The sequence below is a fragment of the Burkholderia sp. S-53 genome, assembly GCF_025560745.1.
Lineage (GTDB): Bacteria > Pseudomonadota > Gammaproteobacteria > Burkholderiales > Burkholderiaceae > Burkholderia > Burkholderia pyrrocinia.
The window spans coordinates 2,815,948-2,835,736 of sequence record NZ_CP090484.1; the positions used below are offsets into that span (position 1 = coordinate 2,815,948).

Below are 19,789 nucleotides of genomic sequence, written 5' to 3' on the forward strand. Positions count from 1 at the left end.
GTACGGGGTTTTCGTTGGCCCAGGCCGCGCGTCTCGGCGAGGCTTTCAACCTGGCGAATCGCCTGCATGCGTTCAGTGCGGATTACCAGTTGAAGTACGTATCCGAAAGCGGGGGGCTGTTGCAGTCGTCGTCCGGCGTGAGCATCGCGGCCGATCCGCTCGGCGACGAGCACGGCCGCCGTGCGCTCGCGTTCTTTCATCTTCATGGCGATCGCGCGGCCGTCAACTGGGACGCTGCATTGCAGCGTCGCCTGACCGACATTCGCCGGCACGCACGCTGGATCGTCGACGCGATGGACCTGCCGTCGCTCGCGGCCACGCAGCGGCCGTCGGAGGCGATCGGCGTGCGGCCCGGCCGGGCCGGGCGCCGTACCGCCGCGCCGGTCGAACTGCAGGCGGGCGAGACCGATGTGTTCGCCGCCGCGCTCGACATGTTCCGCGTCGATCTCGGCGACAACGCCGCACAGGAGATCGCCAGCAACATGATGCGGCCGGTCGAGCAGCGCTATGCGCAGTCGATGTGGGCGTTTCGCGAACTGAGCGCGAGCCCGTCGATCCGGATGTCGGCGCAGCGGCTGCGCGCGCAGAGCGTGAACCGCATCTCGATCGCGAACGCTGCGCAGACCGCCGCGATGAGCGAGCGCAATTTCCTGCGGCGCTTCACGAAGGAGATCGGCGTGACGCCGACCGAGTTCGTCCAGCACGTGCGGCTCGAGCGCGCGTGCCACATGCTGGTCCACACGACGCTGCCGGCCGACAAGGTCGCGCGCCGCACGGGGTTCGGCAGCGGCGAGCGGCTCGCGAAGCTGTTTCGCCAGCGCCTGCTGATGTCGCCGACCGAATTTCGCGCCGCCGAGCGGGAAAAGATCCTCGGCCACGGCACTGCGTCGATCGATGCGGACGATGGGCCGGCAGCCGCGTTTTGCGAGGATGACGGGGGAGGTTACGGCACGTGCGCCGACGCGCGGGAGAAAACGGGGCGGATACCCGTAGAATCGTCCTGTCGCGATCTCGATTCCCGGTTTCCATGCCATTCCTCCCCACTACCGCCACCGCCCCTTTCTGCCCGTCGGAAGTAAAGGGCAGCATCACGATCGACGCCGGCGCGCCGCGCTGGCAGAAGCTCAAGCGCTTCTTCGGCCCCGGCCTGCTCGTCGCGATCGGCTACATGGATCCCGGCAACTGGGCGACCGACATCCAGGCCGGCTCGCAGTTCGGCTATTCGCTGCTGTGGGTCGTCGCGTTCTCGAGCCTTGCGGCGATCTTCCTGCAGATGCTCGCGGCGCGGCTCGGCCTCGTCGCCGGCAAGGATCTCGCGCAGGCCAGCTACGACCGCTACGGCCGGTTCGGCCGCATCGTGCAGTGGGTCACCGCAGAAGTGTCGATCATCGCGTGCGACATCGCGGAAGTCCTCGGCTGCGCGCTTGCGTTCAAGCTGCTGCTCGGCGTGCCGCTCGCGTGGGGGATCGTGCTGACCGCGCTCGACACGGTGATCGTGCTCGGCCTGCAGGGCAAGGGGTTCCGGCAGATCGAGGCGATCGTGCTCGGGCTGATCGCGACGATGGCATTCTGCTTCGTCGCGCAGGTCGCTATCACGCCGCCCGACTGGCACGCGGTGGTCGGCGGGCTCGTGCCCGGCGATCCGGGCCACGACCGCAAGGACGCGATCGTGCTCGCGCTCGGCATCGTCGGTGCGACGATCATGCCGCACAACCTGTATCTGCATTCGTCGGTCGTGCAGACGCGGCACGTCGTCGGCGGCGCGCGCGGCGTGGTTCGCGACACGCTCGCGCTGGTGCGCATCGATACCTGCGTGTCGCTGTTCGTCGCGATGCTCGTCAATGCGGCGATCCTGATCGTCGCGGGCGCGGCGTTTCACGCGACGGGCCAGCACAACGTGGCCGACATCGAGCAGGCCTACAAGCTGATTACGCCGATCGCGGGCGGCGCGGCCGCGCTGCTGTTCGGCATCGCACTGCTGGCGTCGGGGCAAAGCTCGACGCTGACCGGCACGATCGCCGGCCAGGTGATCATGGACGGCTTCCTGCACACGAAGATCCCGTGCTACCAGCGCAGGCTGATCACGCGCGGGCTCGCGCTCGTGCCGGCGCTGATCGGCGTGCTGTGGCTCGGCGACGGGTCGGTCGGGCAACTGCTCGTCTGGAGCCAGGTGCTGCTGAGCCTGCAGCTGCCGTTCGCGATGTGGCCGCTGATCCGGTCGGTCAGCGATCGCAACACGATGGGCGAGCACGCGATCGGCCGCAGGATGCAGGTTGCCGCGTGGGCGCTGTTCGTCGTCATCACCGGCACGAACCTGCTGCTGATTACCGGTGTCGCGGGCTGATACAGCCTGTCACAGGCTGACATGCAGGTGCGCTGCGCGCATGCGGTAAACTGCGGCCTTTCGATAGCCGTCCGAAGTTCGTTATGTGGAGTGAAATCAGCAACATCGGCGATGCCGCGCTGACCTTGCCGATCGCGCTGACCTGCGCGGCGTGGCTGGCGCTGACCGACTGGCGCGTCGCCGTACGCTGGGTCGTGCTGCTGGCTGCCGGCATGGGCCTCGTCGGCGCAACCAAGATCCTGTATGCCGGGTGCGGCATCGAGATCCCCCGATTCGATTTCCGCGTGATCAGCGGCCATACGATGCTGTCGACGTCCGTCTGGACGGTCGCGCTGTCGATGCTGTGGCAGGCGTTCCGGCCGGGCAAGGCGCCCGGCGTCGCCGCCGGGCTGGCCGTCGGCGCGGTCACGGCGGTGGCGCGCGTGTTCGATCACTCGCACACGATTCCGGAAGTCGTCGTCGGCTGGATGCTCGGCGCGCTGGTCGCGCTGGTGTTCCTGCGCGGCTACGACGGCGTGCGCCAGCGCGCGTTCTCGCCGCGCATTGCAGCTGCCTGCCTGCTGCTCGTGTCGGGTATCGCGTACGGGAACCGTGCGCCGTTCCAGCAGATGATCGATACGCATTCGCCGCAACTCTGCGCGTTCGTGCGCGCGCCGTCGGGCGACGGATTCTGACGGTTGCCGGTTGAGGCGGCCCGGCCTCCGGTGCCGCCGTATTGTCGCCGGCGAGCGCCCGGCGGTTGCACGATTCCTGTTCCCGATCGTTTCCTGCCCGTTGCGGAACGCATCGCGCGTCATTCCCCCGAGTCAACGAACCGGCCGGTCCGCAGGATCGGCCGCGCCGTTTTGCGCATCGGCGCAGGCGCGCGAATGTCATGAGCGGCATCTATGACCGGGCATAACGAATATTCATTTCATCGATAGGCGGCATTCGCGTACGCTGGCTGTCGTTCGACCGCGGGCGGTTGCCCGGCGCGCGTCACGCTCGTCTCGATATACTCGCGGAAACCGTGCGGCGCCTGATGACGCCGACGCGCCGTCGACCGGCATGCGTCGGGCGCGACACGCACGGAAAACCCGTCGCGGCAGCGTTGCGCGACGACGATTCACGATAGGAGCAGGTCACATGACAGTCGTTTCTTCGCGCCTCGCCGGCAAGTGCGCATACATCACGGGCGCGGCGGGCGGCCTCGGCCGCGCGATCGCGCGCCGGATGGTCGAGCAGGGTGCGCGCGTGTTCTTGACCGACATCGCCGAAGCGGCGGTGCTCGACGCGTTCGCGCAGGAACTCAACGCGGGCCACGCGACACCGATCGCGTTTGCCGCGACGCAGGACGTGCGCGACGAGGCGCGCTGGCAGGCGCTGCTTGCGCAAGCGACCGATGCGATGGGCGGGCTGTCGGTGCTCGTCAACAATGCGGGCGTCGGCTCGATCGGTTCGCCCGCGCAAATCGAGCTGGACGAATGGCGGCGCGTGATGGCGATCAACGTCGAGAGCATCGTGCTCGGCTGCAAGCATGCGCTGTCCTATCTGGCCGAGAGCCATCCCGCGTCGATCATCAACATCTCGTCGGTCGCCGCGTTCAAGGTCGAGCCGGATTTCACCGCGTACAACGCGTCGAAGGCGGCGGTCGCGTCGCTGACGAAATCGGTCGCGATCGACTGCGCTCGCCGCGAGATCGACGTGCGCTGCAACTCGATTCACCCGGCATTCATCCGCACGGGGATCGTCGAGCCGCTGTTCCAGACGCTCGGCGAACGCGACGCGACGCGCAAGCTCGCGCGCGGCATTCCGCTGCGCCGGCTCGGCGAGCCGGACGACGTCGCGCATGCGGCCGTGTATCTCGCATCCGACGAGAGCCGCTTCGTGACGGCCGCCGAACTCGTGATCGACGGCGGCATGTGCGCGGTCTGATGCGCATCCCGCAGAACAACTACCGGAGGAGAACATCGTGTCGACACCCGTGAACCGCCAGCTGCTGCTGAAGACGCGCCCGGAAGGGCGGGTCGGCCGCGAACACTTTTCGCTCGTCGAGACGCCGGTACCGGCGCTCGCGGACGGCGAGGTGCTCGTGCGCGTGCTGTACCTGTCGATGGACCCGACCAACCGCGTGTGGATGAGCGATGTGCCGCAGTACCTGCCGCCCGTCGCGATCGGCGAGGTGATGCGCGCGCTCGGCATCGGGCGCGTGGTTGCGTCGCGCCATGCGGGTTTCGCGGAAGGCGATCTCGTGCAGGGGCTCGTCGGCTGGCAGGACTACGCGGTCGTACCGGCCGACCAGGTCGCGCAGCTCGTGAAGCTGCCCGCGCAGTCGGGCCTGCCGCTGCCGACGCTGCTCGGCGCGTGCGGGATGAGCGGACTGACCGCGTATTACGGGCTGACCGACATCGCTCCGGTGCAGCCCGGCGAGACGCTCGTCGTGTCGGCGGCGGCCGGTTCGGTCGGCTCGATCGCCGGGCAGATCGGCAAGATCCACGGCGCACGCGTGGTCGGCATCGCGGGCGGCGCGGACAAGTGCCGCTACCTGACCGAGACGCTCGGCTTCGACGCGGCCGTCGACTACAAGGCCGACGATTTCCGTCAGCAACTGAAGGCGGCGACGCCGGACGGCGTGCACGTGAACTTCGAGAATGTCGGCGGCGAGGTGATGCGCGCGGTGTTGTCGCGGATGGTGATCGGCGGGCGCGTCGCGCTGTGCGGCGTGATCTCGAACTACAACAGCGGCCGCGCGGCCGACGACGTCGGCGTGCTGATCTCGAAGCGGCTGACGATGCGCGGCTTCCTGATCCTCGATTACCGCAAGAGCCGCGAAGCCGTGCAGACGCTCGCGGGCTGGCTGCGCGACGGCCGGCTCAAGGCCGAGGAGACGGTTGCCGACGGTCTCGAAAACGCGCCCGACGTGCTGAATCGCCTGTTCGACGGCGACCATCGCGGCAAGCTCGTGCTGCGCGTCGATCCGGACGCGTGACCGGCTTGCGGCGCGACGCGCGAGATCGGTCGCGGGTTGCCGCGAGAGGTTGTCGAACGTGGTGAATTCGATCGACCGGGCTTCAATTTAGGACTTGTCCCATATATTGTCCCGGCCTCTCTCCCTAAAGTGATTGCCAGCGAACAGGCGGCGTGACCGACGTGTCACGCCGCCTTTTTTTCTGGTCACGCGGCCGAGGAGAGGGAACATGCGGAACACCGCGAAGCGGGCGGTATCGGCAGCAGCGATGCGCAATCGAACGGTGCGGTGTGCTGGTGCCGTGCGGATGATGGCGATCGGGCTGGGCGTCGTGCTGGCGATGTCGAGTGCGGTGGCGGCCGGGCAGGCCGCGTCGGACGGCGTCGTGCGGTTTACCGGCGCGCTCGTCGATCTCTACGACGTGACGTTCGACGCGCCGTCGGGTGCGGTTGTCGAGGGACGGGATGCAGCGGGCAGCGGGGCCGCGGCGACGCTCCGGTTCGATGCGCATGGCCGGCGTTTGCCGGGTGCTCATGTGGCACTGGTCGGGCCCGACGGTGCGTCGTTTGCGCCGGATGCCGATTCGGGGGTGCGCGCAACGTGGCGCGATGCGCACGACGATCGAAGCGAGCCGCTGGTATCGGGCCGCGTTCATCGCGTGGGCCCGTATGGCGGCGTGATGACCGTCGCGGCGGATGAAGCGACGGGCGCCGTGGCGCCCGTCGTGATCAGGATTCGCCATCCGTGACGGATGGCTTGTGCAGGCGGATGGAGCGGTGGCGGCCGGGTGCGTGGCACGCGGCCGCGCGGCGTCATTCGCCCTGTTCGGCGCGCGCGTAGATGTCCCAGCTCGCCATGAACAGCGCGGCGACGAGCGGCCCGATCACGAAGCCGTTGATGCCGAACAACGCCATCCCGCCGAGCGTCGAGATCAGCACGACCCAGTCGGGCATCTTCGTGTCCTTGCCGACGAGGATCGGGCGCAGCAGGTTGTCGACGAGGCCGATCACGCCGACGCAGAACGCGACGAGGATCACGCATTTCCAGATTTCGCCGGTCGCCAGGAAGTAGAGCGCAGCCGGGATCCACACGAGGCTCGCGCCGATCGCGGGCAGCAGCGACAGGAACGCCATCAGCGCGCCCCACAGCACGACGCCCTGGATGCCGAGGATCCAGAAGATCAGCCCGCCGAGCGCACCCTGCACGAGCGCGACCGCGATGTTGCCTTTCACGGTCGCGCGCACGACCGTCGTGAACTTCGCGAGCAGCAGGATCTTGTGCTCCTCGTCGAGCGGCAGCGCGCGGCGCACGCGGCGGCCGATCTCGCCGCCGTCGCGCAGCAGGAAGAACACCATGTACAGCATCACGCCGAAGCTGACGATGAACTGGAACGTGTTCTGGCCGATGCTGAACGCCTGGGCCGCGGCGAACTGGCTGATCTGCGCGGCGCCGTCGGTCAGCTTCTTCTGGATGCCGGGGATGTTGGTCAGCCCGTATTTCGCGAGCAGGCGCTGGATCGAGGCCGGCAGCGCGTGGATGATCTCCTGGAAGTACTGCGAATAGTTCGGCTGCGCGGTCTTGATTTCCTGGTAGACGTAGGCGATTTCCTGTACGAGCGTGCCGGCGACGAACACGAGCGGCAGGATCACGATCAGGATGATCAGCGTCATCGTCACGAGCGCGGCCAGGTTGCGCCGCTTGCCGAAGCGCGCGGCGAGCCAGCGCTGCACCGGCTGGAACAGGATCGCGAGAATGGTGCCCCAGAACACGGCTCCGGAGAACGGCGCGAGAATCCCGCACATGCCGACGGTGACCGCGAACAGCAGGAAATAGAAGAATTTTTGGTGATCGTGGTGTCCGCTATCCATGGGTGGCATTCGCGCAGATTGATGCTTGGTTTGATTGAATCTCGTTGCTCCGGGCGCGATCGGCTCGCGAACGTCACGGGTTCGCGGCGAAACACGCCGCCGGGCGGCCCAACCGGAGTATGCCCGCAAAGGTGCCGCCATCATAGCCGCTGCGCGCGACCCATGCGAAAACGCCGCGGCCGGGGCCGCGGCGCTGCCGGGAAGCGAGCGCGGCGCAAGGCCGCGTGCCGCATCGTCAGATATCGAGCTTCGTGACCTTGGTGCCGTTCACCGACAGGTCGCCCATCAGGCCCGCGTTGGTCAGGACCAGCACCTCGACCGGCGCGGTGGCCGTGGTGGTGTCGACCGCGCCGTTCGCGCCGACCTTCACGACCGCGACCGATGCGTCGGCGCCGGCGGCCCAGCCGTCGGACTTGCGGAACGAGTCGAGCGAATCCTGCGTCATGAACAGGAACACGATCGCCTTCGATTGCGCGCCGGCCTGCAGGCCGACCGACAGCGACGACGTGTTGTAGTAGCCGACGGTGCTGCCGCCGACGCGCAGCGCGCCGTTGCCGGACTGGCCGCCGACGATGAAGCCGGCCTGCAGCACGTTCGGGAACACGAGCACGCCGCGCGATTTCGCGACGAGCTCACGCGAACCCGGCACCGTCGAATAGAGGCGCGACAGCGTTGCGTTCACGCTCGCGTCGATCGACTGTCGCTTCGACGCGCTGGTCGACGCGCTTTCGGGTTTGTCGGGCGTGGTCGTGCAGCCGGCGAGCGCGAGGCTGCCGAGCATCACGGCGGCGGCGGCTTTCATGGCGAGAGACTTCTGCATGGCGGTTCTCCTTCGTTGTCTGATTGAGGGCGGACGGGGCGGGCGGCGGTGCGGGCAGCCCCGTTCAACGGCGGGCAAGGAGCAGGCCCGCAACGAACGCGAGGCCTGCGACGACACCGGCGGTTTGCCACGGGTTGTCGTGCACGGCCTGCGACACGCGTTCGGCCGAATCGCGCAGCCGCGCGGCCGCGCTGCCCGACGCGTAGTCGAGCGTGCTGCGCGCTTCATCGAGCCGGGATTGCACGCGCTTGCGCAGCGCGGCGATGTCGCCGTCGCCGTCGTTTTTCAGCAGGTCTTCCAGTTCGTCGACCAGACCGCGCAGATCGTCGGTGACATCGGCATGCAGGTCACGGGCGGCCGAGCGTGCCGTGCGTCCCACGCGCCGGCCGGTGCGACGGATGTCGGACAGGCCGCGGTCCAGCTTGTGTTCGATCGAGTCGGTGAGCGCCATGGTGTTTATCCTCCTTCGATTCAAGGTTATTTTGAAGATAAGACGAATCCTGCAATTAATGTGATTCACTTGATCCGTTTGAGTTTCGACGCAAATTTTCAATTCGTCGGCAGGATTGCCGCGAAGCCCCGTCGCACGGGGCGGCGCGGCGGTTGAAAAAAATTCGCGATCGGGGGAATCGGACAGCGGTACGAAGTGAATGCTCGGTAAATATGGCGTCGCCTGCGGCATCAGGTAAATAGTGCCGTTGCAGGCCTCGCGTTGATGCCAATGCACTAGTCGACGCCGTTTGGCGAAGCACGGTTTGTGCCCGAGCCACGCCGCGGGCCGCCATCGTCAAGCGCGACATCGACGATGACAGGATCGTGGTCCGACGAGCGATAGGCGTCGGGTGCGTAATAGGACGACCGTTGCGCGTGCGATTTGTAATCGGGCACGGCTTGCAGTGCGACCGGTTCGTCCGCGTTGATGTGCCACAGGTGCACGGCCTTCACGCGTGCGGCGAGCGTCGGCGTGGCAAGCGCGTGATCGAGGTTGCCGGCCTCGCCGCGAAATACGTAGCTGTACGCAGCATCGCCGACGAAGCGGGCAACCAGGTTCGCATAACCGCGCGATTCGAGCGCACGGATCGGATCTTCCTTCGCATAGCTGTTCAGGTCGCCGATCAGCAGCGTGCCGTCGGCCGCGGCACCCGTCGGCGACGCGGCGAGCCAGTCCGCGATGCGTGTGGCCGCCTGCGTGCGTGCCGCATTCCAGCAGCCCTGGCCGTCCGCCTGGTCGCGGTCGGCGCCGGTCGCGTTCGGGCAGTTCTTCGACTTCAGGTGATTGACCGCGACCGTGAACGTGCGCGTGCCGCCGATGCGCCGGAATGTCTGCGCGAGCGGCGGGCGGTGGCGGCCGCCGAGCGCGACGGTCGCGGCGCGTCCGACCGGCTCGACCGTGCGGCTGTCGTACAGCAGCGCGACCGCGATTGCGTCGCGGCCGAGTCGCGCGGTGCCGGGATCGACCACGCGCCAGCCGGCGCCGAGTTGCGCAGCGAGACGCCGCACGGCGCTCGCGTCGCCGTGGCCGTTGTTCTCGATTTCCATCAGCCCGATCACGTCGGCGCGCAGCGCACGCAACGCCGCGACGATCTTCGCTTCCTGCCGCACGAACACGGCGTGCGTTTTCGCGCCGCGGTTGGTCGGCGCGTCGAATCCGCCGCCCTGGCCGTCGCCGTTGAAATAGTTGAAGACGTTGAAGGACGCGACGCGCACATCGGCGTCCGGATGCCGGCCCGGCGCATCGGTACGCGGATTCGCGGCGGCGTCGAACGCCGGCGCCGCGTCGGTTGCCGGTTGCAGTCGCCACGTGTCGTAGCGCAGTTCGAGCACGCCTTCGACGCCGCGCACCGTGTAGCCCGCGCGCAGCGTGTTGGCGGCGCTCAACGCGGGCGGCGGATAACGGACCGTTGCGGGATCGCGGCGGTTCGAGCCGTCGTCGAGCACGATGCGGTTGCGCGCGTTGGCCGCCGCATGTGCAGCGGCTTCGGCCGGCGGCGCGACATGGGTCGGGATGCGCAGCCGGCCGTTGCTGAGCACGACGCTGCCGTAGCGGCCGAGTTCGTGGGTATCGCTGACCGTCAGCGTTTGCGGCAGGCGCACCCGCATGCCTTCGTGCGCGGCCAGCACGGCCGGTGTGGCGACCGGTAGCGTGAGCGTCGCCGGCGTGACCGTCTGCCCGCGCGCGCAGACGGCGATGCCGCCCGACAGCACGAACTGCGTGCGGCCGTATCGGTCGTCGACCCGGCCCGTGAGATGCACGAGATCGCCGGCGTTCGCGCGCGCCTTCGGCGCATACACGAACACGCCTTCCGGCACGCCCGGCCGATGCCGCCGCTGCGCGTCGGCCTGCTGGACGAAGAAACCGCCGAGGCCGTCGGCGCCGGCGAACGCCGCGGTGACGACCGCTTCGATCGACGTCGTTTGTCCGGCCAGCGGCGACGGGCCATGGGCGCTGCGGAGGTCGGCAATCGCCGTGGTTGCGCCGCCGCAGCCGGCGCTGACCGGCAGCGCAGCCGCGGTCGGCCGGAAGGAGAGGGCGAGCGATAGTGCAACGGCAAGCGACGGAAGCAGGCGTGACATGGGACGGTCCACAGGAAGAAAATCCGACAGTTCGGGAACGCATCTTGACGGCAAAATGTCGGGAAGCGGCCGAATTGGCCGTCCGGCCAGTGCCGGATGGCTAGCGACGCAGGCAGGCCCTGCCGCGGCTGTTACGCTTTCGCATCGGGTGTCGCACGCCGATCGCGCGGCGAACGCTGCCGCACCCCGTCCCCACAGGAGAAGTCCATGTCTTACATGCTGTTGATTGTCGAACCGACCGACCAGCGTGCCGAACGCACGCTCGACGAAGGCCAGGCACTTTACGCGCGGATGGTCGATTTCGCCGAGACGCTGAAGGCACGTGGCGTGCTGCGCGGCGTCGAGTCGCTGGAGCGCTCCGAGCGCGGTACGCGCGTGCAGGTTCGCGACGGCGAAACGCGCCTGCTCGACGGTCCGTTCGCGGAGGCGAAGGAGATGGTCGGTGGCTTCTTCCTCGTCGACGTCGACACGCGCGAGGAAGCGATCGAGATCGCTCGCCAGTGCCCGGCCGCGCAGTGGTGCACGGTCGAGGTACGCGCGGTCGGCCCGTGCTTCCTGTGAAGGCTTCGGCTCGGTATTTACCCTGATTCGTCGTGGCGCGTGTCGATCCGGCCGTGTTCCGCCCGTCGTCCGGATAAGGCGCCGATGAACGGGCGCCGCTTTCCACCGACGACAAGGAGTGAACGATGCGATTCATGATCATGATCCGGGCCAACGCCGTCAGCGAATCCGACGCGTTGCCGGACAACCGGCTGGTCGAGGCCATGACCGTCTATCACGAGGAACTGGCCAATGCAGGCGTGCTGCTCGATGCGAACGGCCTGCGGCCGAGTGCGCGCGGCTGGCGCGTGCGCTACGCGGGCGGCAAGGGCACGGTGGTCGACGGCCCGTTCGCCGAAACGAAGGAACTGATCGCCGGCTATACGCTGATCCAGGTGCGTTCGCGCGACGAGGCGCTCGAATGGACGCGCCGGTTCCCCGCGCCGTTCGGCGCCGAGATGGATTGCGAGATCGAGGTGCGGCCGCTGTTCGAGCTCGACGACCTCACGCCGAGCGACGCGGTCGAGCGGTTCCGCGAACTCCACGTCGGCCGCGGCAACGCTGCCTGAATCCCGACCCGAATCCAACCTCACCCGGAGCACCCGTCATGCACAAGATGGTTTTCATCAACCTGCCCGTGGCCGACCTGCCGCGCTCGAAGGCTTTCTACCAGGCGCTCGGCTTCGAGGTCGTGCCGGCCTACACGAACGATCAGGCCGCCTGCATCCGCATCAGCGACACGATCTTCGCGATGCTGCTCGTGCGGCCGTTTTTCCAGACCTTCACCGACAAGACGATCGTCGATCCGGCGACGCACGTGCAGGCGTTGTCGTGCCTGTCGTGCGAAAGCCGGGCCGAAGTCGACGATACCGTCGCGAAAGCGCGTGCGGCCGGCGGTACCACGCCGCGTCCGCCGCTGGAGTATCCGGGCATGTACGGTCACGGGTTCACCGATCCGGACGGCCACGCGTGGGAGCTGATGTACATGGAGCAGGACGCGACCGCGCAGGGGCCGTCGGCGTGACGCACGAGGCGACCCACCGTGCGATCGAGGCGGTCTGGCGGATCGAGGCGCCGAAGATCATCGCGCGCGCCGCGCGCGTGGTGCGCGACGTCGGCGTGGCCGAGGAACTGGCGCAGGACACGCTCGTCGCGGCGCTCGAGCACTGGCCCGTCGACGGCGTGCCCGACAACCCGGCTGCATGGCTGATGACGGCCGTGAAGCGTCGCGCGCTCGACCGCGTCCGGCAGGAGTCGCTTCATGCGGCGAAGCGCGACCAGCTCGGCCACGAGATGGACGCGCTCGAAGCCCATGTCGTCCCCGACATCGCCGATGCGCTCGCCGATGCGAGTGACGACGACATCGGCGACGACCTGCTGCGGCTGATCTTCACGTCGTGCCACCCGGTGCTGTCGACCGACGCGCGCGTCGCGCTGACGCTGCGGCTGCTCGGCGGGCTGACGACGGGCGAGATCGCACGTGCGTTCCTGACGCCCGAGCCGACGATCGCGCAGCGGATCGTACGCGCGAAGCGCACGCTCGCGGCGGCGCGCGTGCCGTTCGAGGTGCCGGCCGCCGATGCGCGGCCTGCGCGGCTCGCGTCGGTGCTCGAGGTGATCTACCTGGTGTTCAACGAAGGCCATGCGGCGACCGCGGGCGACGACTGGACGCGTCCGGCGCTGTGCGACGAGGCACTGCGGCTCGGCCGCGTGCTGGCCGGGCTTGCGCCGGACGAGAGCGAGGTGCTCGGGCTCGTCGCGCTGATGGAACTGCAGGCGTCGCGCATGCATGCGCGCACCGATGCGCAGGGCCGGCCCGTGCTGCTGCTCGACCAGGATCGCAGCCGCTGGGATCAGTTGCTGATCCGGCGCGGCCTCGCGGCGCTCGAACGGGCGACGAAACTCGGCGGCGTGCGCGGGCCGTATGCGCTGCAGGCTGCGCTGGCCGCCTGCCATGCGCGTGCGCGCCACGCGTCGGAAACGGACTGGGCGCAGATCGTCGCGCTGTACGATGCGCTTGCCGAAGTCGCCCCGTCGCCCGTCGTCGAACTGAACCGCGCAGTGGCCGTGGGGATGGCGTTCGGGCCGGCCGCGGCGCTCGAACTCGTCGACGCGCTGCGCGACGATCCCGCGCTCGCGCGCTATCACTGGCTGCCGAGCGTGCGGGGCGACCTGCTGGCGAAGCTCGGCCGTGCCGACGAGGCGAAGCTCGAGTTTCGTCGCGCGGCGGAACTGACGCGCAACGAGCGCGAACGCGAATTGCTGCTCAAGCGCGCGATCGATGCGTGACGCATGAAGCGTGCACAAGCGCGGTCTACGCCACGCTTACACACCCTCCCGACGATCCCCGATGCGCGCCCGGAACTATCGCCCGGATTGAAAAAGCCTATTGGGGGATGCGAACGCGACCGCCTAGATTAAAAGGCACGATGCGTGCGCCCCAGGCAAACGCATCGTTCCCCACATATCTGATCGGCCCGGCTTCGCACGCGGCCGTGCCGACTCGAACGGAGGCGCAAATGGCTCACCTCAAGGGCAGCAAGACCGAAGAGAACCTGAAGGCCGCATTCGCCGGCGAATCGCAGGCGAACCGGCGCTATCTGTATTTCGCTTCGAAGGCGGATGTCGAAGGCCAGAACGACATCGCCGCGCTGTTCCGCTCGACTGCCGAAGGTGAAACAGGCCATGCGCACGGCCACCTCGAATACCTGGAAGCTGTCGGCGATCCGGCAACGGGCTTGCCGTTCGGTTCGTCGCGGCTGAATCTCGAATCGGCGATCGCCGGCGAAACACACGAATACACCGACATGTATCCGGGCATGGCGAAGACGGCGCGCGACGAAGGCTTCGACGAAATCGCGAACTGGTTCGAGACGCTCGCGAAGGCCGAACGCAGCCACGCGAACCGCTATACGAAGGCGCTGGACAGTCTCGTCGACTGACGGGCCGCCGCAGGCCGCACGGTACCACCGTGCGACCCGCCAGCGGCCGGCCGTTCGTTAATCGCTGCCCCGCCGCGCGCGGGCAGCGCGCTCGCGCGCATGCGCGCCACGCTGGAGCGCCCCATGCCCCACAAGGAAGGCAGTCTCGAAGCCCCGACCCGGCATCCGCTCGACTGGCAGTCCGATGCGTTCTACGACCAGGCCGCGATCGATGCGGAAATGACGCGGGTGTTCGACATCTGCGCCGGATGCCGGCGCTGCGTGTCGCTGTGCGGCGCGTTTCCGACGCTGTTCGATCTGGTCGACGACACGCCGATGGGCGACATCGACGAAGTACCGAAGGCAGCCTTCGGCAAGGTCGTCGACCAGTGTTATCTGTGCGACCTCTGCTACATGACGAAATGCCCGTACGTGCCGCCGCACGCATGGAACGTCGACTTCCCGCACCTGATGCTGCGCGGCAAGGCGGCGCGCTACCAGCGCGGCGAAGCGACGCTGCGCGACAAGGTGCTGTCGAACACCGATGCGCTCGGCCATTTCGCGGGCATCCCGATCGTCACGCAGGCGGTGAACGCGGTGAACCGCACGCCGCCCGCGCGCCACGCGCTCGAAGCGACGCTCGGCGTCGATCGCAACGCGTGGCTGCCGGAGTTCGCGCCGCGCACGTTCCGGCGCGCCGCGAAGTGCTCGGACAACCCGCCCGCGCGCGACGGCGAACGCACGCCCGGCAAGGTCGCGATCTACGCGACGTGCTATGTGAATTTCAACGAGCCCGGCATCGGCCACGATCTGCTCGCGATCCTTGCGCACAACGACATCCCGTACGAGCTCGTCACGCGCGAAGCGTGCTGCGGGATGCCGCTGCTGGAGCAGGGCAACCTTGCCGGTGTCGCCGCGAAGAAGGACGTGAACCTGCCCGTGCTCGAACGCTATGCGCGCGAAGGTTATGCGCTGATCGGCGCGATTCCGAGCTGCGTGCTGATGTACAAGAGCGAGCTGCCGCTGATGTTCCCCGGCGACGAAGCCGTGCGCTCGGTGGCCGACGCATTCTGGGATCCGTTCGAATACGTGATCGCGCGGCATCGCGACGGGCTGCTGAAGACCGATTTCAAGACCGGCCTCGGCACCGTGTCGTATCACGTGCCGTGCCATGCGCGCGTGCAGAACATCGGCCGCAAGACGGCCGACGCGCTGTCGCTGGTGCCCGATACGCGCGTGCATGTCGTCGAGCGCTGCTCGGGCCATGCGGGCACGTTCGGCGTGAAGAAGGAATTCCATGCGGACGCGATGCGGATCGGCACGCCCGTGTTCAAGGCGATGGCCGAGCCGCAGCCGGATTTCGTGTCGTCGGACTGCGCGCTGGCCGGCCATCACATCGTGCAGGGCATCGACGAGAAGGGGCTGCCTTCCGCACCGCTCGCGCATCCGCTCACGCTGCTGCGCCGCGCATACGGCATCTGAGCCGCTGCCGGCCGACCCACGAGGACCACTCATGACGCTGACCCGCGACTCCCTGCTGACGCTCGAAGCGTACGCGAAGATCCGCAAGACCGAACACGCGCGGCTCGTCGCGTACAAGCGCCGCCGCGCGGTCGCGCTCGGCAACCACCTGCGTTTTTTGTTCGAGGACGAGGCGACGATCCGCTATCAGATCCAGGAGATGCTGCACATCGAGAAGATCTTCGACGAGGCGGGCATCGAAGGCGAACTGGAAGCGTACCTGCCGCTCGTGCCCGACGGCACCAACCTGAAGGCGACGATGCAGATCGAATACGAGCACGAGATCGAGCGGCGCGCGGCGCTCGCGCGGTTGATCGGCGTCGAGGATCGCGTGTACCTGCAGGTCGACGGGCAGGCGCGCGTCTATGCGATCGCCGACGAGGATCTCGAGCGCGACAACGACAAGAAGACGTCGGCCGTGCATTTCGTGCGCTTCGAGTTCGACGCGCCGATGCGCGCGGCGCTCAAGGGCGGGGCGGCGTTGTCGATCGGCTGCGATCACCCGGCCTACGCGATGCCGCCGCAGCGCGTCGATCCGGACGTGGCCGCGTCGCTGGCCGGCGACTTGCGCTGATACGACCGCCGCGCGTCCTGCGCGGCGTATTTCGTTTTTCCGTTCCGACCCGAAACAGGCTTTCCGCGCGTAGCGCGGCGCGGGCGCTCGCCTGTCGCCGCGAAGATGTAACAGGCACCCCGCGCTTGCGTGCGGGGAAACAATGTGCATCCCGCGTCACAGTGCTTTCATCACTCGCGGAGAAACAATAAAAAGATTGTGCACGGAGATAATTCAGTTGAACGGAATTTGAATGATTTACCGATTCGTGAATATCTTGTTACGGAATTTTCCCTGATTTACCGATTTTAGGAGGCAATTCCGGGGATTGTTTCCGGCAGGGGCCGGAACAGCCCGGAAAGGCCCGCTGGCAGCCATTCTTCATACCTTGTAGAGCCCCGCCAGGCGGGCCTTTGCAGCGCCGGGCATAAAGATCTCGCAAAAAAATTCATGCGTAAATAGATTACGCATCCGTGGCAGGTTGTTTCAGTGCGTAACATTAAGTCATTGTCATATTGAGATAAACCCTGAGGGTGGTATGCTTCGTGCACAAAAATTCCCACATTGGAGTGAGACCGTGATTTGTGCGTCATTGCCGGGAATTCCGGCACCGTGAAAGTGCGGTGTCGGCCGGCATGCACAACACCGGATAAACATAATGTGCAACCTGGCCGCCCCGCGACACGATAAGTCGCGACGGCGCCGCCAATCGCAGCCCGGCCTGGCTGCGTGGAGAGATCTACTATGTTCTTCGATGAGCTTAACGATGAAGAGTGGTTTCGTCTTTCAACGCTGATCGCCGATGAACCCATCCGGCTGAATCGCCGTGGGCGTCCACGAGCCGAACCGCGCGTCGTTGCCAACGCGGTGCTCTGGATCCTGACGACCGGTGAAGCCTGGTCCAAGCTGCCCGGTCGTTATCCGTCCGGGCCGACGTGCCGTCGTCGCTACGAGGAGTGGCTCGCGAGCGGCACGTTGCTGCAGATGATCGACGTGCTGACCCAGTTCAGCGGGCGCACGTTCGCGTATATTCCGCCGCCGCCGGTGCCGGTCGTGCCTGCGCGTCGCGCGGAGCCCGTGCCCGACAACGATCGCTTGCGCGGCGTGTTCTGGCAAAACCCCGAGTCGTGGCAATTGCCGGTTGCGCAGGCAAACGTTTGGGAGGGCGAAGGTGCGTCGCTGAGCGCGAGGCCGGATGACGAAGCGGCCGATCCGGCACGTACGTCGTTCGTGGTGCCCGGCACGCCTGCGGCGGAACTGCGTCATGCGCGCGCGTCGTCGGCGAGCTTCGCCGCGGCCGAACCGCAAGTCGACGAGTATCGCGGCTACACGATCTGCGGCATCGCGCAGCCGGTGCAGAACCTGATGTATCGCGCGTGGGCCGAGATCTCGCAGGACGACCGGCGCGTCGAGCGCTCGGGCCTGATCGGCCCGCGTTTCACCGATGCCGAGGAAGCCGAGCAGTTCGCGCTCGACTGGGCACGCCAGTGGATCGATCGCCACGGTGCGAGCGACGAGCCGGCACGCGCGCCGCAAAACGAGGTGCTGGCCGGATTGTCCGCGCTGGCGCGCGCGGAGTCGGACATCAAGCGCTTCATCGCCGAGCGTCACGCGGGTGCGCTGTCCGAAAGCCGCAACGATCCCGTGCAGTCGGATCGCCGCGAATACGCGTACCGCGTAGGTTGAGCGCCGTTCGAGTGCATCGCGCGGGCTGTCGTGTGCCACGACGCCCGTGCGGAAGCTTCGTCTCTCCATGCTTGCCACACCGGGGGCGCCGCTGTCGTAGCGGCGCTCCCGGCGCTTGACGCGTCACTGCCGGCCGTAGGTATCGTCGAAGCGGACGATGTCGTCCTCGCCGAGATACGCGCCCGACTGCACTTCGATCAGTTCGAGCGGCATCTTGCCCGGGTTCTCCAGACGGTGCGATACGCCGAGCGGGATATACGTCGATTCGTTTTCGGACAGCAGGAACGTCTCGTCGCCGCGCGTGATGCGCGCGGTGCCGCGCACGACGATCCAGTGTTCGGCGCGGTGATGGTGCATCTGCAGCGACAGTCGCGCACCCGGCTTCACGACGATGCGTTTCACCTGGAAGCGCTCGCCCATGTCGACCGAGTCGTAGTGGCCCCACGGACGATGCACCTTGCGGTGATCGGTGGCTTCCGCGCCTTGTTGCGCCTTGATGCGGCCGACGATCTTCTTCACGTCCTGCACGCGCGACTTGTCCGCGACGAGCACGGCGTCGGGCGTTTCGACGACGACGAGGTTCTGCGTGCCGACGCAGGCGACGAGCCGGCTTTCCGAATGCGCGAAGGTCGATTCGGCATCTTCGAACAGCACGTGGCCGCGGCCGACGTTCTTGGCCTCGTCCTTCTGCGAGATCTGCCAGATCGCGTCCCACGAGCCGACGTCCGACCAGCCCGCGTCGAGCGGCACGACGACGCTCTCGCACAGTTGCGGCAGGCTCGCGAGCGGCTCCATCACCGCGTAGTCGATCGAGTTCGCCGGCGACGCGGCGAATGCCTCGCGATCGACGCGGAAGAAGTCGCCATCGGCCTTGCCCTGTGCGACGGCCTGTTCGCAGGCTGCGTAGATCGCCGGTTCGAGCTGGCGGATCGCCTTCAGCCACACCGACGCGCGGACGATGAAGATCCCGCTGTTCCACCAGTACTCGCCGGACGCGACGTACTGCTGCGCGAGCTCGAGGTGCGGCTTCTCGACGAAACGGTCGAGGCGGCGCACGTCGAGATTGCCCGTCGCGGCGTCGCCGAGCGGCGCGCCGACGCGGATGTAGCCGTAGCCGGTTTCCGCGTGCGTGGGCACGATGCCCATCGTCGCGATCCTGCCTTGCGCCGCGCAGTGCACGCCGGCCGCAACGGCCGCGTGGAAGCGCGGCAGGTCGGCGACCGCATGGTCGGCCGGCATCACGGTCATTACCGCATCGTTGCCGTCGGCGACGAGCCGCAGCGCGGCGAGCGTCAGCGCGGGCGCGGTGTCGCGGCCGAGCGGCTCGAGCATGATCGTCGCGGGCTTGGCGGTCAGGCGCAGTTGTTCGGCGGTCGTGAAGCGGTGATCCTCGCCGCACACGATCAGCACGTCGTCGTTCAGCGGGTGGTCGGCCGTCAGGCCGTCGAGGCGCAGCGCGGTCGACTGCAGCAGCGAATGATCGCCGAGCAGGCCGATGAGCTGTTTCGGAAAACGTTCGCGCGACATCGGCCACAGGCGGGTGCCGGAACCGCCGGCAAGAATCACCGGCTGCACGGCGAGGCGGGTGCCTGCGGCGGGGCTGGCGGACGAAGATTGGCGCGTTTCGGCGGCCACGGCCGGAGCATTCATGATGACACTCTCCACGGTTGAAGTCAGTGCCTGTCGTTGTAGCATGAAGTAAATCGACAATAAAACCGGATCCATTGGCGAATATTCGCCAGGCATTCATCTGGAAAAATTTTCCGCGATAGCATCGGATGCAAATAAAAAAATAAAAAATAATTCCGTGAATTGTTGGCCATCCCGTGTCCACAAAGGGCCTGCGGCGATCGTAAAGTTTCCGAAAACTTCCCGATTCCCGATCGATTCGGGAAAACGTGCCGAATTAAATCAAAAAGTTCGCAGCAAGAATTTCCGATTATTTTTCGAAATACTTGTGCGCTTGAGGAAGGATTTTCTTGTCGCTTCAATAGCGTCATGCAACGTTTGAATCG

Annotated in this window: 19 protein-coding genes; 14 read left to right on the top strand and 5 right to left on the bottom strand. The window is 67.2% G+C overall.

Annotated features, from left to right (window positions below; genetic code table 11):
- The first annotated feature begins 14 nt into the window (after positions 1 to 14).
- The 6 genes from LXM88_RS34725 to LXM88_RS34750 all read left to right on the top strand — a co-directional run bounded on the left by LXM88_RS34725 (position 15) and on the right by LXM88_RS34750 (position 6,039).
- Complete coding sequence (locus tag LXM88_RS34725; protein ID WP_262543998.1) at positions 15 to 1,079, top strand: helix-turn-helix domain-containing protein; 1,065 nt, start codon at positions 15 to 17, stop codon at positions 1,077 to 1,079.
- A complete protein-coding gene (locus tag LXM88_RS34730) occupies positions 1,028 to 2,344 on the top strand; it encodes an Nramp family divalent metal transporter (protein ID WP_262543999.1) in 1,317 nt (438 codons plus the stop codon). The genes LXM88_RS34725 and LXM88_RS34730 overlap by 52 nt, the downstream gene beginning before the upstream one ends.
- Positions 2,345 to 2,427: 83 nt before the next feature.
- On the top strand, positions 2,428 to 3,018 hold the full coding sequence (locus LXM88_RS34735; RefSeq protein WP_262544000.1) for a phosphatase PAP2 family protein: 591 nt from the start codon (positions 2,428 to 2,430) through the stop codon (positions 3,016 to 3,018).
- Between the two features lie 451 nt (positions 3,019 to 3,469).
- Positions 3,470 to 4,258, top strand: a complete 789-nt coding sequence (locus LXM88_RS34740) for an SDR family oxidoreductase (RefSeq protein WP_262544001.1) — start codon at positions 3,470 to 3,472, stop codon at positions 4,256 to 4,258.
- Between the two features lie 37 nt (positions 4,259 to 4,295).
- Positions 4,296 to 5,312 (top strand): NADP-dependent oxidoreductase, encoded by a 1,017-nt coding sequence (locus LXM88_RS34745; protein WP_262544002.1) that lies wholly within the window; start codon positions 4,296 to 4,298, stop codon positions 5,310 to 5,312.
- Positions 5,313 to 5,520: 208 nt separating this feature from the next.
- Positions 5,521 to 6,039, top strand: coding sequence for a thioesterase (locus LXM88_RS34750; RefSeq protein ID WP_262544003.1), 519 nt, complete (start codon positions 5,521 to 5,523; stop codon positions 6,037 to 6,039).
- A 64-nt stretch (positions 6,040 to 6,103) separates the two neighbouring features.
- Here the strand turns inward: LXM88_RS34750 and LXM88_RS34755 are convergent, their stop codons facing one another.
- The 4 genes from LXM88_RS34755 to LXM88_RS34770 all read right to left on the bottom strand — a co-directional run bounded on the left by LXM88_RS34755 (position 6,104) and on the right by LXM88_RS34770 (position 10,553).
- Complete coding sequence (locus LXM88_RS34755; protein ID WP_262544004.1) at positions 6,104 to 7,159, bottom strand: AI-2E family transporter; 1,056 nt, start codon at positions 7,157 to 7,159, stop codon at positions 6,104 to 6,106.
- Between the two features lie 235 nt (positions 7,160 to 7,394).
- Entirely contained in the window at positions 7,395 to 7,979 is a 585-nt protein-coding gene (locus LXM88_RS34760) for a BPSL1445 family SYLF domain-containing lipoprotein (RefSeq protein WP_262544005.1), read from the bottom strand.
- Positions 7,980 to 8,043: 64 nt separating this feature from the next.
- On the bottom strand, positions 8,044 to 8,430 hold the full coding sequence (locus LXM88_RS34765; RefSeq protein ID WP_262547074.1) for a DUF883 family protein: 387 nt from the start codon (positions 8,428 to 8,430) through the stop codon (positions 8,044 to 8,046).
- 275 nt (positions 8,431 to 8,705) lie between these two features.
- On the bottom strand, positions 8,706 to 10,553 hold the full coding sequence (locus LXM88_RS34770) for an ExeM/NucH family extracellular endonuclease (protein ID WP_262544006.1): 1,848 nt from the start codon (positions 10,551 to 10,553) through the stop codon (positions 8,706 to 8,708).
- Between the two features lie 207 nt (positions 10,554 to 10,760).
- On the opposite strand from LXM88_RS34770, the gene LXM88_RS34775 reads away from it, so the two are divergent.
- The 8 genes from LXM88_RS34775 (at position 10,761) to LXM88_RS34810 (ending at position 17,774) form a co-directional block, all read left to right on the top strand.
- Positions 10,761 to 11,114, top strand: a complete 354-nt coding sequence (locus LXM88_RS34775; protein ID WP_034185206.1) for a YciI family protein — start codon at positions 10,761 to 10,763, stop codon at positions 11,112 to 11,114.
- Positions 11,115 to 11,239: 125 nt separating this feature from the next.
- The gene (locus LXM88_RS34780; protein ID WP_262544007.1) at positions 11,240 to 11,662 is read left to right on the top strand and encodes a YciI family protein; all 423 of its coding nucleotides are present in this window, start codon (positions 11,240 to 11,242) and stop codon (positions 11,660 to 11,662) included.
- Positions 11,663 to 11,700: 38 nt separating this feature from the next.
- A complete protein-coding gene (locus LXM88_RS34785) occupies positions 11,701 to 12,117 on the top strand; it encodes a VOC family protein (RefSeq protein ID WP_262544008.1) in 417 nt (138 codons plus the stop codon).
- Positions 12,114 to 13,382, top strand: a complete 1,269-nt coding sequence (locus tag LXM88_RS34790; protein ID WP_262544009.1) for an RNA polymerase sigma factor — start codon at positions 12,114 to 12,116, stop codon at positions 13,380 to 13,382. The genes LXM88_RS34785 and LXM88_RS34790 overlap by 4 nt, the downstream gene beginning before the upstream one ends.
- A 230-nt stretch (positions 13,383 to 13,612) precedes the next feature.
- Complete coding sequence (locus LXM88_RS34795; protein ID WP_262544010.1) at positions 13,613 to 14,035, top strand: rubrerythrin family protein; 423 nt, start codon at positions 13,613 to 13,615, stop codon at positions 14,033 to 14,035.
- 123 nt (positions 14,036 to 14,158) lie between these two features.
- Positions 14,159 to 15,496: a heterodisulfide reductase-related iron-sulfur binding cluster gene (locus tag LXM88_RS34800; RefSeq protein ID WP_262544011.1), complete on the top strand. Its 1,338-nt coding sequence runs from the start codon at positions 14,159 to 14,161 to the stop codon at positions 15,494 to 15,496.
- Between the two features lie 31 nt (positions 15,497 to 15,527).
- On the top strand, positions 15,528 to 16,109 hold the full coding sequence (locus LXM88_RS34805) for a DUF3501 family protein (protein WP_262544012.1): 582 nt from the start codon (positions 15,528 to 15,530) through the stop codon (positions 16,107 to 16,109).
- A gap of 723 nt (positions 16,110 to 16,832) precedes the next feature.
- A complete protein-coding gene (locus tag LXM88_RS34810; protein ID WP_262544013.1) occupies positions 16,833 to 17,774 on the top strand; it encodes a transposase in 942 nt (313 codons plus the stop codon).
- Between the two features lie 123 nt (positions 17,775 to 17,897).
- Here the strand turns inward: LXM88_RS34810 and LXM88_RS34815 are convergent, their stop codons facing one another.
- A complete protein-coding gene (locus tag LXM88_RS34815) occupies positions 17,898 to 19,424 on the bottom strand; it encodes a mannose-1-phosphate guanylyltransferase/mannose-6-phosphate isomerase (RefSeq protein ID WP_262544014.1) in 1,527 nt (508 codons plus the stop codon).
- Positions 19,425 to 19,789: the final 365 nt, after the last annotated feature.

Excerpts from the sequence above, each read along its gene's own strand:
- LXM88_RS34730 (WP_262543999.1), top strand. The coding sequence starts at position 1,028 with ATGCCATTCCTCCCCACTACCGCCACCGCCCCTTTCTGCCCGTCGGAA.
- LXM88_RS34735 (WP_262544000.1), top strand. The coding sequence starts at position 2,428 with ATGTGGAGTGAAATCAGCAACATCGGCGATGCCGCGCTGACCTTGCCG.
- LXM88_RS34740 (WP_262544001.1), top strand. The coding sequence starts at position 3,470 with ATGACAGTCGTTTCTTCGCGCCTCGCCGGCAAGTGCGCATACATCACG.
- LXM88_RS34750 (WP_262544003.1), top strand. The coding sequence starts at position 5,521 with ATGCGGAACACCGCGAAGCGGGCGGTATCGGCAGCAGCGATGCGCAAT.
- LXM88_RS34755 (WP_262544004.1), bottom strand. The coding sequence starts at position 7,159 with ATGGATAGCGGACACCACGATCACCAAAAATTCTTCTATTTCCTGCTG.
- LXM88_RS34760 (WP_262544005.1), bottom strand. The coding sequence starts at position 7,979 with ATGCAGAAGTCTCTCGCCATGAAAGCCGCCGCCGCCGTGATGCTCGGC.
- LXM88_RS34765 (WP_262547074.1), bottom strand. The coding sequence starts at position 8,430 with ATGGCGCTCACCGACTCGATCGAACACAAGCTGGACCGCGGCCTGTCC.
- LXM88_RS34770 (WP_262544006.1), bottom strand. The coding sequence starts at position 10,553 with ATGTCACGCCTGCTTCCGTCGCTTGCCGTTGCACTATCGCTCGCCCTC.
- LXM88_RS34775 (WP_034185206.1), top strand. The coding sequence starts at position 10,761 with ATGTCTTACATGCTGTTGATTGTCGAACCGACCGACCAGCGTGCCGAA.
- LXM88_RS34780 (WP_262544007.1), top strand. The coding sequence starts at position 11,240 with ATGCGATTCATGATCATGATCCGGGCCAACGCCGTCAGCGAATCCGAC.
- LXM88_RS34785 (WP_262544008.1), top strand. The coding sequence starts at position 11,701 with ATGCACAAGATGGTTTTCATCAACCTGCCCGTGGCCGACCTGCCGCGC.
- LXM88_RS34795 (WP_262544010.1), top strand. The coding sequence starts at position 13,613 with ATGGCTCACCTCAAGGGCAGCAAGACCGAAGAGAACCTGAAGGCCGCA.
- LXM88_RS34800 (WP_262544011.1), top strand. The coding sequence starts at position 14,159 with ATGCCCCACAAGGAAGGCAGTCTCGAAGCCCCGACCCGGCATCCGCTC.
- LXM88_RS34805 (WP_262544012.1), top strand. The coding sequence starts at position 15,528 with ATGACGCTGACCCGCGACTCCCTGCTGACGCTCGAAGCGTACGCGAAG.
- LXM88_RS34810 (WP_262544013.1), top strand. The coding sequence starts at position 16,833 with ATGTTCTTCGATGAGCTTAACGATGAAGAGTGGTTTCGTCTTTCAACG.
- LXM88_RS34815 (WP_262544014.1), bottom strand. The coding sequence starts at position 19,424 with ATGAATGCTCCGGCCGTGGCCGCCGAAACGCGCCAATCTTCGTCCGCC.